The 14,448-nt window shown below is 36.9% G+C and carries 14 protein-coding genes; 10 read left to right on the top strand and 4 right to left on the bottom strand.

Annotation, left to right across the window (positions count from 1 at the left end):
* Position 1 precedes the first annotated feature (1 nt).
* The 8 genes from G504_RS0105935 (at position 2) to pheS (ending at position 9,184) form a co-directional block, all read left to right on the top strand.
* Positions 2-853 carry a tetratricopeptide repeat protein gene (locus G504_RS0105935; protein ID WP_019669234.1) on the top strand — a complete coding sequence of 284 codons (852 nt, stop codon included), beginning with the start codon at positions 2-4 and terminating at the stop codon, positions 851-853.
* Positions 850-2,640, top strand: a complete 1,791-nt coding sequence (locus G504_RS0105940; RefSeq protein WP_019669235.1) for a BatD family protein — start codon at positions 850-852, stop codon at positions 2,638-2,640. Before G504_RS0105935 ends, G504_RS0105940 begins: the two co-directional genes overlap by 4 nt.
* A gap of 2 nt (positions 2,641-2,642) precedes the next feature.
* Complete coding sequence (locus G504_RS0105945) at positions 2,643-3,404, top strand: tetratricopeptide repeat protein (RefSeq protein ID WP_019669236.1); 762 nt, start codon at positions 2,643-2,645, stop codon at positions 3,402-3,404.
* Positions 3,405-3,464: 60 nt separating this feature from the next.
* Entirely contained in the window at positions 3,465-3,776 is a 312-nt protein-coding gene (locus tag G504_RS0105950; RefSeq protein WP_019669237.1) for a hypothetical protein, read from the top strand.
* Between the two features lie 65 nt (positions 3,777-3,841).
* On the top strand, positions 3,842-5,422 hold the full coding sequence (locus G504_RS0105955; protein WP_019669238.1) for a SulP family inorganic anion transporter: 1,581 nt from the start codon (positions 3,842-3,844) through the stop codon (positions 5,420-5,422).
* 37 nt (positions 5,423-5,459) lie between these two features.
* Entirely contained in the window at positions 5,460-6,086 is a 627-nt protein-coding gene (locus tag G504_RS0105960) for a carbonic anhydrase (protein ID WP_019669239.1), read from the top strand.
* A gap of 98 nt (positions 6,087-6,184) precedes the next feature.
* Positions 6,185-8,053, top strand: coding sequence for a SulP family inorganic anion transporter (locus G504_RS0105965; RefSeq protein WP_019669240.1), 1,869 nt, complete (start codon positions 6,185-6,187; stop codon positions 8,051-8,053).
* Between the two features lie 111 nt (positions 8,054-8,164).
* Positions 8,165-9,184 carry a phenylalanine--tRNA ligase subunit alpha gene (gene pheS / locus G504_RS0105970; RefSeq protein WP_019669241.1) on the top strand — a complete coding sequence of 340 codons (1,020 nt, stop codon included), beginning with the start codon at positions 8,165-8,167 and terminating at the stop codon, positions 9,182-9,184.
* 150 nt (positions 9,185-9,334) lie between these two features.
* Here pheS and G504_RS0105975 read toward each other — a convergent pair whose 3' ends face one another.
* Both G504_RS0105975 and G504_RS0105980 read right to left on the bottom strand, forming a co-directional pair.
* Entirely contained in the window at positions 9,335-9,817 is a 483-nt protein-coding gene (locus tag G504_RS0105975) for a CYTH domain-containing protein (protein WP_019669242.1), read from the bottom strand.
* A gap of 36 nt (positions 9,818-9,853) precedes the next feature.
* Positions 9,854-10,522 (bottom strand): NAD-dependent epimerase/dehydratase family protein, encoded by a 669-nt coding sequence (locus G504_RS0105980; RefSeq protein WP_019669243.1) that lies wholly within the window; start codon positions 10,520-10,522, stop codon positions 9,854-9,856.
* A gap of 33 nt (positions 10,523-10,555) precedes the next feature.
* Here G504_RS0105980 and dinB point away from each other — a divergent pair, with 33 nt between their 5' ends.
* Entirely contained in the window at positions 10,556-11,656 is a 1,101-nt protein-coding gene (gene dinB / locus G504_RS0105985; protein ID WP_019669244.1) for a DNA polymerase IV, read from the top strand.
* A 315-nt stretch (positions 11,657-11,971) separates the two neighbouring features.
* Entirely contained in the window at positions 11,972-12,493 is a 522-nt protein-coding gene (locus G504_RS0105990) for a PAS domain-containing protein (protein ID WP_019669245.1), read from the top strand.
* A 31-nt stretch (positions 12,494-12,524) separates the two neighbouring features.
* On the opposite strand, the gene pyk is transcribed toward G504_RS0105990, so the two are convergent.
* Positions 12,525-13,967 carry a pyruvate kinase gene (gene pyk / locus G504_RS0105995; protein WP_019669246.1) on the bottom strand — a complete coding sequence of 481 codons (1,443 nt, stop codon included), beginning with the start codon at positions 13,965-13,967 and terminating at the stop codon, positions 12,525-12,527.
* A 4-nt stretch (positions 13,968-13,971) separates the two neighbouring features.
* Positions 13,972-14,436 carry an IPExxxVDY family protein gene (locus G504_RS0106000; RefSeq protein ID WP_019669247.1) on the bottom strand — a complete coding sequence of 155 codons (465 nt, stop codon included), beginning with the start codon at positions 14,434-14,436 and terminating at the stop codon, positions 13,972-13,974.
* Between the last annotated feature and the right edge of the window lie 12 nt (positions 14,437-14,448).

The following is a 14,448-nucleotide window of genomic DNA, read 5'->3' on the forward strand; positions in this document are numbered from 1 at the left end:
AATGAAAAAGATAGTTTTATTTACTCTACTAATAAGCGCTGCAGTTTTTTCTCAAGATGATTCGAAAGAGAAGGAAAAAGCACTTAAAGCCTCAACGGATATTACCTTTGAAGCTAATAAGGACTTAGCTGATAACGATTTTATTGATGCGGAAGTGAATTACAGAAGGGCCATTTCCAAAAGTGATGAGAATACAGCGGCACCATACAATTTAGGAAATGCTTACTATAACAAAGAAAGTTTTTCTGAGGCTTTTGGTCGATTTAAGCAGGCAGGAGAATTGGCGTCAGAAAAGCCTGTCAAGCATAAAGCATTTCATAATATGGGCAATGTATTCATGAAAAATAAAGAATATGCCAAAGCAGTTGAAGCTTATAAAGAAGCATTGCGAAATGATCCGTCCGATGAAGAAACTCGCTATAATCTGGCACTGGCCAAAGAACTCTTAAAAAAAGACAAGAACAATCAGAATAACGACAATAATAAAGAGAATCAGGATCAGGAAGATAAAAAAGACCAAAACCAGGATCAACAGGAACAGGGAGATAATAATGACGAAAACAAAGGCGATCCTAAAAACGAAGAAAACGATAAAGAAAATAATGAAGGAGATAAAGGAGAGGAGGAAAAAGAAGAGAATAAAAAAGGAGAAGGCGATGAAAAAAAAGAAGAAAAAAAGCAGCCTGAGCAGGGAGATCAACAAGAGCAGAAGCAACCCAGACCTAATCAGTTGTCTCAGCAACAAATAAAAAATTTACTTGAGGCAATGGAAAATGAAGAGAAAAAAGTTAAAGAAAAAATGGACGCCAAGAAAGTTAAAGGTGTCAAATCAAAAAATGAAAAAGACTGGTGATATTTAATAAACTTAAATATTTTTTCTTTTGTATATCTTTTCTATTACTGGCCTTCGGCCATGCAATAGCACAAGATAAAGAAGCTATTACTTTTGAAGTAAAACTAAGCAAAAGCAAGTTGGGAATAAATGAGCGTCTTAGGGTAGATTTTGCCATGAACAAAGACGGCGATAATTTTACACCTCCTGATTTTGAAGGCTTCAGAGTACTCATAGGACCTTTTCAGTCTATTAGTTCTTCCTGGATTAATGGTGTAAGAAGCTATTCCAAAACATATTCCTATACCTTAGCTCCGACTTCGAGAGGGAAATTTACAATCAAACAGGCCACTATTACAATTGATGGGAAAGTATATAAATCCTTATCAAAAACTGTAGAGGTAACGGCGGCAGTAGATAAACCAAATGACCAGATGTCTGTAGAAGACTTTGCTGATGATAATTTACATTTGGTAGCAGAAGTTTCCAAAACCAGTCCGTACCTCAATGAGGCCATCAGTGTTGTTTACAAATTATATGTGAGCCCCACTATTAATGTTTCCAATTTTAGACCACTGGACAATCCTAAATACAATAATTTCTGGAGTCAGGATATGCCATTCACGAGATATGATGTTCAAAATGGCACTTATGAGGGAAAGGCTTATCGTTATGTAGTTCTTAAAAGAGTTGTGCTCTATCCTCAAAAAAGCGGTAAATTAACTATTGAGCCTCTTTCTTTAGATGTATCATTGGAAGTGCCTACTAACAAACGCGACTTTTTTGGAGGAAGAATATATACGCAAACCAATAAAACAGTATCTGCAGGAAAGCGTGTTATAAATGTAAAACCCTTACCATCAGAAGGGAGGCCCGCAGATTTTGGTGGTGCTGTAGGCAATTTTGAGTTTTCCGTCTCCACGAGCAAAACAACATTAAATGCTTCAGAGTCATTACAAGCAATAATTACAGTAAAAGGGGACGGCAATTTAAAACTCTTTCAATTACCCGAACCTTCGCTTCCTGGAGCCCTGGAAGTTTATGAACCTGAATTTAATGAAGACGTAAGAACAACGCTATCCGGCATGAAGGGGCAAGTGAGCAATAATTACACCATAGTACCGTCCTTCAGAGGAAAATACCCCATACCCAGTATTTCATTCAGCTATTTTGATCCGGAAGCAGAGCGCTATAAATCATTAAGTTCTGATGAAATTATGATCAATGTCATGGAAGGTCCATTAGGATCCGGGACAATAGCGAATAATCCTTCTGCACAAAATAAACAAATGGTTATTACCTCAAATGATCAATTTAATTTTATTAAACTTAAACCAAACTTAACTGCCATTGGCACAAATTATTTCTTTGGTTCTACAAAGTTTTATTTATGGTTGATTTCGCCATTTTTACTCATACCAATTGCCGTACTGTTTGGTAAAAGGCGTGAAGCTATTGCCAGTGACGTAGCGGGCAATAAAATCAAGAAAGCTAATAAACTGGCCAAGAAATATCTATATGAGGCCAAAAAAGCTCTTGGTAACAAGGATGCATTCTATATAGCACTTGAAAAAGCTTTACATAACTACCTGAAAGCGAAGTTAAAAATAGAAACCTCTGAGTTTAGCAAAGATAAAATAGCCTCCCTGTTGTCCGAAAAAGAAATAGACGAAACTACAAACCACGCATTCGTAGATCTGCTTAAGAATTGTGAAATGGCTCGCTACAGCCCTTTCTCTGATGTTCAAATGAAACAGGATTACAATAAAGCCAGCGAAACAATTTCATCAATAGACAAAAAGCTTTAGCTATGAAGAATTTAGTCTTATTATTAGTAGTAGTACTTCATTCCCTTGCGGCTATTGCTCAAAACGAAGCTCTTTTTAACAGGGCAACAACCTACTATAATGAAGGTGAATATGAAAAAGCTACCGAGAATTACTTTAAAATTATAGAAAATGGCGAGCATTCGGCGGAAGTCTACTATAACCTGGGTAACTGCTACTACAAATTAAACCAAATAGCCCCCAGTATATACTATTATGAGAAAGCTTTGCTACTTAAACCCAATGATAGAGAAATCAAAAACAACCTGGCATATGCTCAAAACATGACTTTGGATGCTTTTGAGCCTCTTCCGGAGACAAGTCTGTCAAAACTGTACAAAAACATAACCGGGTTACTATCTTTTGATCAATGGTCCTATGCAGGTGTTCTCTTCGTTTTCCTCTTTGTTCTGGCCTATATTTTATTTTATTACCTTAGGTATTCCACGCATAAACGAATAGCTTTTATCACCAGCATTGTTTCTCTTTTCATTGCAATCTTCTGCATAGTATTGGCAATGATTCAATTCCAGGATTTTGAGGCAGATATGCCGGCTATCGTTTTTTCGGAAGAATTAATAGTCAAATCTGAACCAAATAATAGAAGTACACAGGCATTCCTTCTGCATGAGGGGACTAAAGTGTTTGTATTGGATGAGTTGGACGATTGGAAAAAAATAGAACTAAAAGATGGGAAAACAGGCTGGGTTCCATCTGGCGAAATTAAACTGTTAAAGGATTTTTAATTTTTATTTAACTATAATTCGTTGATGTTCCATTTATATTTGTTTTAAACCAATTTAATAATGACCAGAACTGCAATTATAACATCCCTAATTACTTTTTGGCTGTTCTCCATAGTTGCTCCATCTGTTATTTCATTGGTAAATAATGAGGAAAGCATTATAGTTTCTTTGAATTTAAATGAAGAAGAGCAGCAGGAATCGTCTAAAAAAGACGACAATGAAGAAAAAATAATTCTGGAAAATTGGCTTGCACAGAATCAATTCTCCCTTCATGAAAAATCGCAATATTTAGAGATAGAAAAGATAAATTTTTCTTCTCATTCCATTGAAATTCCATTACCTCCTCCGGAATTTATGGCTCATAACGCATAAATTAATTTACCTTTCAGTTTCTAATCAATCTTTAATAATTTCTTAAGGACCATATATTTATAATTATGTTCAAATATTTGAAAAACGACGTACCAGCCAGCATTGTAGTTTTCTTTGTGGCACTTCCATTGTGTTTGGGTATAGCCCTGGCCAGTGGCGCACCATTGTTTTCAGGATTAATTTCCGGTATAGTAGGTGGTATTATAGTAGGGTCACTTAGTGGCTCGCATATAGGAGTCAGCGGTCCGGCAGCGGGATTAGCAGCCATTGTATTGACCGCAATTGGTGCCCTTGGAGGATATGAAAACTTTTTAGTGGCGGTTGTTCTGGGCGGTGCCATTCAAATCATATTTAGTATTCTTAGGGCGGGTATTATCGCCTATTATTTTCCTTCTTCGGTCATTAAAGGGATGCTTACGGGTATCGGAATCATCATAATTCTAAAACAAATTCCTCACTTTTTTGGATATGATTCAGATCCTGAAGGTGATTTTGCTTTTTTTCAGGTAGATGGACAAAATACAATATCCGAGATCATTAATACAGTTAATTATATAAGTCCGGGTGCTGCCCTTATAGCTTTTCTTGCTCTGGGGATATTAATTTTGTGGGATAAGGTTCTTACTAAAAAAGCTAAAATTTTTCAACTAATTCAAGGCCCTCTGGTAGCCGTTTTCGTTGGGATACTATTTTATAACCTTACAAAGGATAGTGCCGTATGGAACATCTCTTCAGAACATCTTGTGAGTGTTCCAATACCGGACACTATAGATTCTTTTATTGGCCAGTTTAGCTTTCCAAATTTTCAGGTTATAGCCCGTCCGGAAATATGGATAACAGCCTTTACAATTGCTTTGGTAGCAAGTCTTGAAACGCTTTTATGTGTTGAAGCTACAGACAAACTGGATCCTCGAAAAAGAGTAACACCAACAAACAAAGAGCTGATGGCCCAGGGAACCGGAAATATTGTTTCAGGACTTATAGGAGGTTTGCCCATTACCCAGGTAATAGTCAGGAGTTCTGCTAATATTCAATCTGGAGCAAGATCAAAAATGTCTGCTATTATTCATGGTTTTTTGCTGTTAATCTCTGTAATTCTCATTCCCAGATTATTAAACATGATACCTCTTTCTGTTCTTGCGGCCATTTTGCTAATTGTAGGTTATAAATTGGCGAAGCCCGCGCTTTTTCAAAAAATGTATCAGCTAGGTTGGAAACAGTTTGTACCCTTTACGGTAACCGTTGTTGGTATAATTTTTACAGACCTGCTTATTGGTATAGGTTTGGGATTAGGAGTTGGAATTGCAGTTATTCTAATTAAGAGCTATCAAAATTCGCATTTCCTGCATATTGAAGATAAAAGCAATGGTAAGCATAAAATAAAAATGACTCTGGCCGAAGAGGTTACTTTCTTTAACAAAGGTGCAATCCTTAAAGAACTTGATGCCATTCCAAAAAATTCCTATCTTGAATTGGATGTTTCCAAAACCAGATATCTGGATAATGATATTATTGAAATTCTTGAAGAGTTTGCCGGAAAAGCCTTCAATAGAAATATCGATATTAAACTAATTTCTGAAAGGGGAGTTGTAGAAAATCCTGATAGTTATATTGAGTTTTTTAAGTTGAGACCAAAGTTGGGATAATTATCATAACTTAAACTAAATTTTAAACAACAAACAAATGAACTTAAATAAAGTATTTGAAAATAATAAAAAGTGGATAAGTGGTAAACTCTCCGAGAAAGAGGATTATTTTGAAGAATTAGGGAAGGGGCAAAGTCCTGAATTATTATATATAGGCTGTTCGGACAGTCGGGTAACAGCCGAAGATTTAATGGGCATGGGACCCGGAGAAGTTTTTGTGCACAGAAATATTGCCAATATGGTGATCAGCATTGATTTGAATGCAATGTCTGTGGTAAACTATGCGGTAGAGCACCTAAAAGTTAATCATGTGGTTGTCTGTGGCCACTATGCATGCGGAGGGGTTAAAGCGGCAATGCAATCTGCAGACCTGGGCATTTTAAATCCATGGTTAAGAAATATCAGAGATGTATATCGACTGCATAAAAATGAGCTCAATGCCATAGAAAATGAGGATAAGAAATATGACCGTTTGGTAGAGCTTAATGTTCAGGAGCAATGTGTTAACCTCATAAAAACAGCCGCAATACAAAAAGCCTATCGCGATCGGAATTTGAAGGTACATGGTTGGGTATTTGATGTTCATACAGGTAAACTAATTGACTTAGAAATAGATTTCGAGGGTATTTTAAAGAATATTATGGAGATCTATCATCTTGATTAAGGTTTAATTTGGAAATAAAAAAAGGCCGGTGCAAAGTGTACCGGCCTTTTTTGTTCTTAAATTATTCTATCTTGTTAGTGTGTAAATTGTTATTAAAAATGAAAACCCTTTTTTCAAATTTTAAGGGAGATTTTTTTGGCGGATTAACAGCGGGGATTGTAGCACTTCCATTAGCGCTGGCTTTTGGTGTTTCATCAGGACTGGGCCCAAGTGCAGGTTTGTATGGTGCTATTTTTATAAGTTTTTTTGCCGCTATTTTTGGTGGTACAAGCACTCAGATTTCCGGGCCAACAGCCCCTATGACAGCCGTTAGTATGGTTATTATTGCTGGTATTATAGCAATTTACGATGGTAGCGTAGAAAAAGCACTGCCAGCAATACTGAGTGTTTTTCTCCTGGCAGGACTCTTTCAAATTGGCTTAGGAGTCCTGGGAATAGGTAGATATATACGATATATACCTTATCCTGTTGTATCAGGATTTATGACAGCAATTGGAGCAATAATAATAATTACACAAATTCTTCCTGCCGTTGGCTATTACCCGAGAGAAGACTCAACTTTTGTGAATCAGTTTAAACCCGAAGCGGAAGAGCTGATTCTTGAAAATATTTTAAGAGAAGAAGCAGGAGAGGGTATCCTGGTCCTTGAAGATTTTGAAGAGACAATCAACAGATCAAATGAAATAACTGCAAAAGCAATATTGGATGAAGCAAGGACACTTGCATCCTGGGAAGCATCCGGGGTTTTAGGGGTTTTAAAAATACTTCCCAAGGCCATTGAAAATATCAAGTGGCTCGAACTTATCCTTGCTTTGGCAACTATCTTTATTATCTACGGTTTTAAAAAAATCACCACAATTATTCCCAGTACTTTGGTATCCCTGATTGTAGTATCAGGAATTGCCTTCGGATTTGATTTGGAATACAGGACCATTGAAAAAATTCCGGAGGGATTTCCAGTGCTAAATCTGGAAATTTTTACCAGCTTTAAATATTCAGCAGTATCGCCCTACATTTTTACTGCACTTACGCTAGCCTTATTGGGAGCTATTGATTCGTTATTAACTTCCGTTGTTGCTGATAATATGACTAAAACGAAGCATAATCCAAACAAGGAACTGGTTGGGCAGGGCATTGGCAACAGTATTGCCGCAATTTTTGGGGGTTTGCCGGGTGCAGGAGCAACAATCAGAACTGTAGTAAATATAAATTCAGGAGGAAAAACTAAACTGTCCGGAATGCTGGCTGGAATTATTTTATTGATAGTTCTACTAGTACTGGGCCCGGTTGCTTCACAAATACCTGCGGCCGTTCTTGCAGGAATTTTAATTACTGTTGGAATAAGTGTTATGGATTATAAAGGGTTAAGGGCAATTCCAAGCTTGCCAAGAGATATAAAATTAGGTCCCCTTAGTCTAAGTTCTGAAGTATTGGTTATGTTGGTCGTTCTGGTGCTTTCCACAGTCTGGAATCTGGTCTATGCCGTAGGAATAGGCCTGATTATTGCTTCCCTGATGTTTATGAAAAAAATGGGGGATCTTACAGCAGAGCGGTCCGATGTAAAACCCTTGCTAAAAGAAGCTGCTTGGCCGGATGAGAAAGATTTTCCAAAAAGTTTAAAACGCGAGGTTTTTATAAAGCACATAAAGGGACCTTTATTTTTTGGGACTACAAGTGATTTTCAACAACTCGCAGAACAAATTCCCAAAACGGCAAGCATAGTTATCCTGCGCCTTGGTCGTATGCAGTATATGGACCAATCCGGCCTTTACGCCATGGAAGAAGTTCTTCTGGAATTGAGAAAACACCAAATCTTACCCCTTTTTGTGGATGTTTTAGACCAACCGCGTTATATGATGGAGCGCATTGATATTATACCTGATCTGGTACCGGCAGAACACATTTTTGAGAATTTTAAGAAATGTGTCCGGTGGATTGAAGAGACAGAGCTAATTGACAAGGCATAATTCTATGGCGCTTTTGAGTTAATTATGTTTCCTTGATGGATAATTGTTATAAATTTGCCTTTTCTTGGGCATATGCTTTGCTCAAAAATTTTTATTTATTACAAATAGAAAATGATAGACCAACTAAAAAAACACCTGGCCGAAGTAGCTGATTTTTCGTCAGATAATCCAAAGGAAATTGAGGCTTTCCGAATTAAATACCTTGGTAAAAAAGGTCTTTTGAGTCAATTCTTTTCTGAATTCAAAAATATTCCTACTGAAGAGAAAAAAGAATTTGGTCAAACAATAAACGAACTTAAAAGTAAGGCCACAGAAAAAGTAAATCTGCTTAAAAAAGCAATCGAACAAGACAAGCCCGGAAAGAATATATATAATGACCTTACAAGGCCTTCTGAACCTCTGGAACTAGGGGCACGCCACCCTATTTCAATAGTAAAAAACCAAATCATAGATATTTTTTCGAGAATAGGTTTCAACGTTTCCGAAGGACCTGAAATTGAAGATGACTGGCATAACTTCACTGCTTTAAACTTGCCGAAACACCATCCTGCCAGGGATATGCAGGACACCTTTTTTATTCAGACCAATCCGGATGTGCTCTTACGCACGCATACTTCATCCGTGCAGGTTCGGTATATGGAAAACAATAAACCGCCAATCCGAACTATCTCTCCGGGGAGGGTGTATAGAAATGAGGCAATTTCTGCCAGATCGCATTGTTTTTTTCATCAGGTAGAGGGGCTATATATTGATAAGAAAGTATCTTTTGCAGATTTAAAGCAAACACTGCAGTTTTTTACTACCGAGCTTTTTGGGAAGTCCAAAATCAGACTTCGACCATCTTATTTTCCGTTCACCGAGCCCAGTGCCGAAGTTGATGTTTATTGGGGGCTGGAATCAGAAACAGATTACAAGATGACGAAAGGAACCGGCTGGTTAGAAATAATGGGATGTGGCATGGTAGATCCAAATGTATTGGACAATTGTGGGATCGATAGTGAAACCTATACCGGTTTTGCATTTGGAATGGGCATCGATCGCATTGCCTTACTTCTTCATCAAATTTCAGATATCCGCTTACTCAGCGAAAATGACGTAAGATTCCTGGAACAGTTTAAAAGTGCTTTATAAGTACTGTTCTTCACAATAATAGTACTCTTTTTTATTCCCGGAGTGCGTTCAAAGCACTATCTTTTTTGATCTTTTAAGTTTGATTACATAGCACCTTCAGGACCAGAGATTATAAGAAAGTAGTGCAATTAAGTCTGGTTAGAAATTCAATTAAGTATTTGAGCCCTGCCATTCATTAAAGGGGTTTTTGCTCAGTTGAGAGTTGTAATATTTGATATCCCCGGTTACTTCCAATCCTATCCAGGATGGTACTTCGATTTTATCATCTTCATTTTCAATTTCAATTTCTGCTATTACCAACCCCTGGTTTGAACCAAGAAATTCATCTACTTCAATAATAAGGGGCCCTATACTTACACAATAACGGATTTTCTCTAAAATATCCTTTTCACATAGCTCTAAAAGTAGCTTGGCCTCTGCAACTGGTATCTTTTTTTCCCATTCAAATCTGGTGGTGCCCGCAAGGTTGGATCTGCCTTTCACTGTCAAAAAAGCATTGTCATCCGTTATTCTTACCCGTACTACCCTATCGGGATGTGAATTTAAAAACCCCTGAACAATATGTGCTTTAGAATAGGCTAAAGATCTGTAATCGCTTGAATTCACCAGAAATTTTCTTTCTATTTCTATCATATTTATTAAGTCTTAAGCACAAAATCTGGCGTTCTCTTAGTTCTCCATCTCTCCCAGCTGTACTATCTTATCGGAGGGAATTTTTACTCTTTCATAGGCATTATTTGCCAGCCATACCATGCAGTGGGCTATCTTTTCCGGATGTACAGATCTGTATTTTCTGAATGGCCCTGCCAAAATAGCGTTTAGAACAAGAAATACTTTTTTTGCAAACCATTCTCCTGGTCTGTTTTCCTGCCTATAGCCCCCAATGAGTGATGGTTGTAGAATATGAATTTTTGGAATTCCAATGGAAATCACCGCATTTTCCATTTGCCCCTTTAGTTTATTATAGAAGATGCGGCTCTCAGCATTTGCTCCTAATGCAGAAATTACTATAAATGTCCCTATTTTATTTTTTTTGCACAATGCTGCAGCACTAACAGGAATTCCAAAATCAATTTTTTTGTAAAGGTCTTTATCCGGGGTTTTGGCTTTTGTGGTCCCTATACAGCAAAAAACTTCATCTGCCAGGAAATCATCTTCATGGTCAGATAATTTTAGTAAGTCAATAAGGTGTTCCTCTAACTTTTTATGTTTTATTCCTGCTGATTTTCTGGAAAATAACTTTAGTTTCCTATACCTCTTGTCTTTAAGAAGTATCTGCAATAGTTTGCTTCCGCATAAACCAGTGGCCCCTAAAATAATAGCTGATTTTTGTGCCATATCAATTACACTAAATATACCTTAAATTTGAATATGCTCAATGAATTCTCTTTGCGAAAAATAATACACGTAGACATGGATGCATTTTATGCCTCGGTTGAGCAATTAGATAATCATGATCTTAGGGGTAAGCCGGTTGCTGTAGGTGGAAGTGAAAAAAGAGGGGTAGTATCTGCAGCTAGCTACGAGGCTAGAAAATTTGGGGTTAAAAGTGCCATGAGCGGTTATTTGGCAAGACAAAATTGTCCGAATATCATATTCGTGAAACCACGTTTTCATAGATACAAAGAAGTATCGTTACAAATTAGAAAGATCTTCCTGGACTATACAGATATGGTAGAACCTCTTTCACTGGACGAGGCCTATCTTGATGTTACTTTTAACAAGAAAGGCAACCCTTCCGCTACCCTGATTGCCCGGGAAATAAGGCAGCGGATTTTTAATGAAATTGGTTTAACTGCTTCGGCAGGAATATCTATAAATAAATTTGTAGCCAAAATAGCCAGCGATTATAACAAACCCAATGGACAAAAAACAGTGAATCCGGAGGAAGTAGTTCAATTCCTTGAAGATTTGGAAATAAGAAAGTTCTATGGTGTTGGTAAAGTTACCGCCGATAAAATGTATAAGCTTGGGGTTTTTACTGGTAAAGATCTGAAAAGAAAATCGCTTGAATTTCTGGAAAGTCATTTTGGAAAGAGTGGGAAACACTACTACTACGTGGTTAGAGGTATTCATAATAGTGCGGTAAAGGCTGAGCGTATTCCCAAATCTGTAGGCGCCGAACGTACTTTTAGCGAAAACCTTAGTAGTGAGATTTTTATGTTAGAACGATTAGATCATATTGCCCGGGAACTGGAGGGCAGGTTAAAGAAGTCTGAAATAGCGGGTAAAACAATAACGTTAAAAATAAAATACAGTGATTTTACCCTGCAGACACGGAGTAAAACTTTACCCTATTTTGTGGCAGATAAAAATCTGATTTTAGAGACTGCCAAGGAATTATTATATCAGGAAAAACTGGAAAACTCTGTTCGTTTGTTAGGTCTTTCGCTTTCTAATTTAAATACAGATATCAGGGAACGGGATAAGGTAAAAAACGTTGTTACAGTTCAACTCAGTTTTGAGTTCTAATCCGCAATTTTGTTCATTTAAGATCCGGTTTATTTAAAATCTTGCTTTTACCAGGACAAGATCATTAAGCAATATTGGGACCATCTGTATAGAAAATAATTATTTTTTTGTTTAAAGTTGAGTAGTAAAAACTGCCATGTCCATGGCTATTATTAAACAAAACTGTTAATAGTTCATTTGAATTTTTTCCCTTAACTATCTTTTAGTAGTATTGAATAAAATTGCAATAAGAAAGAAAGTTTTTAATTCCTTTTTGGGAAGGAATATAACTTTCCTAATTCAAAATTTTAATCGTCTTTAAAAGAATTAGAATTAATGAAGGAATTTAAAAATTTTGATAACGCTGTCTCAGGTTTCTATAAAAACAGCCGGGCCAAAATCCTCCCTATTTTATCCTGGGATCTTGCAGGATCTTATTTTGATAAGACCTGCAAAGATTTTGACGATCTCAGAGTACTAAAAGGCTTAGCCTTAAGGAACCGCTGGTTGTATAAAGATACTTTCAATGAAGAATTTCTGGAGAAGGAACAAGTTATTGTTGTCACTGACCCTGAATTGAAAATTGTATATGCCACGAATAATATTTTTAACATGAATGGGTATACCTTGGATGAGATAAAAGATAAGACTCCAAAAATCTTTCAGGGTAAAAAAACCAACAGCAAAATTAATGCTGCTATTTCCAAAGCCATTAAAAACAGGGAAGCCTTTGAAGCTACCGTAGTTAATTACAGAAAAGATGGCTCAACGTATAACTGTTGGATAAAAGGGGAACCCATTTTCAACAAAAAGGGAAAAATTGTAAATTTTATAGCCTACGAACGAGAAGTGGCGTAAAAATTTCTAACTGATAATTCTGTAAATTTATCTAGAAAGCACAGGTTTCTATTTCTGTTACCCTTAGCGTATTTACCATCCCCTTGCTCTTAATTGGCATTGCAGCCAAACTTATAAGCATATCACCGACATCTAAAAAACCTTTTTTACATGCTATGGCGTTTACATCTTCGATAGTCTCATCTGTTGAAACAAACTTATCATAGTAAAATGTTTTCACTCCCCATAGCAGGTTCAGCTGTGTTAAAATTCTTTTATTTGATGTAAAAACCAAAATATGAGCACGTGGTCGCCATGCTGAAATCTGGAAGGCTGTATAACCACTATTTGTAAGGGTGGATATGGCTTTGGCCTTAATTTCATTCGCCATTATGGCCGCATGATAACAAACAGACTTGGTAATATACCTTTTTGTCCGAATATGAGGCGGCTCCTGGGGAACTTGAATTAGTTCAGATCCTTCAACACTATGCAGAATACTGGCCATTTTTTGTATTACTTCAACCGGATAATTACCTACAGAAGTCTCCCCCGAAAGCATTACCGCATCAGCACCATCCATTACAGAGTTTGCAACATCATTTACCTCAGCCCTTGTAGGTGTAAGAGATGTAATCATGGTTTCCATCATCTGAGTGGCGATAATTACAGGAATCCTGGCTTTTTTAGCTCTTAACACCAATTTCTTTTGGATAAGCGGAACCTCCTGAGCAGGAACTTCGACACCAAGATCTCCCCGTGCAACCATAATCCCATCGCAATAGGAAACAATTTTATCTATATTTTTTACTGCTTCTGGTTTTTCAATCTTTGCAATAATTGGAATTTTCTCTTTAGAATGTTCTCTGATTAAATTTTGAAGATCAATAAGATCCTGACTAAATCTAACAAAAGACAGGGCAATCCAATCAACATGGAGGGAAATTGCGAAAATGGCATCCTCTATATCCTTTTCAGTAAGAGCAGGCAAACTAATGTTGGTGTTTGGAAGGTTAACCCCTTTCTTCGATTTCAAGGGCCCTCCCTGAATTACTTTTGCCCTTACTTCGTTTTCCCTGTTAGTAGTAAGGACTTCAAACATTAGTTTTCCGTCGTCCAGCAAAATACGTTCCCCCGGGTTTACGTCTTTTGGAAAGCTCGAATAATTCATATACACTTTATCGGCATTTCCTTCGAATGGATCACCTGTAACAAAAGTTATCTCATCGTCCGGAGCAACAATAACTTCGCCCCCCATAACTCCTACTCTCAACTTCGGGCCTTGTAAGTCTGCAAGAATGGCTGTATACATGCCCATTTCCTCGTTGAGTGATCGAATCATTTCGACGCGCTTGGTAACATCCTCATAATCGGCATGAGAAAAATTAATCCTAAAGACATCTACTCCAGATTCTATCATTTTCTTCAGGACCTCTCTTTTGCTTGTTGCCGGCCCCAAAGTGGCTACAATTTTTGTCTTTTTTGTATCGGGCATACTTCTATATAATTAAGTTTTGCTTGGATTTTAATTTATCGGTTTCAATCTGGTATGCAGTAATTATCTTGGGAATTTCAAGAATAGAATCGAGCATACTACTATCCACTTCATCTTCTTCCTGTTCTATTTTTAACAAATAATCAACATCCTTGTATTCCGGCAATACGTGATATGCAGTAGAAGATGTTTCATTGCTAAAAAGATCATGAACTTCCAAATATTCTTCTTTAACGCTGGTATTAACGATTAAAGTCCAATTCCTTTCATTTAGTTTATCTTTCCATTCATAAATAGGAAAGGAGGTTCTATTAGATATATCGAGATCTGTCTTTGATCTTTTTAAATTTATTTTAAGCGCCATATTCAATCCATAGGCCAAAGCATAATCTTCCAAACCACAATGTAAGGCAATGAGAACATAGTTTTCTTCACAAAAATCATCAGAAAATTTATGCAATGTGATCATTTCTTTGTGTAA

Origin of the sequence: Eudoraea adriatica DSM 19308, from assembly GCF_000382125.1 — a bacterium.
GTDB lineage: Bacteria > Bacteroidota > Bacteroidia > Flavobacteriales > Flavobacteriaceae > Eudoraea > Eudoraea adriatica.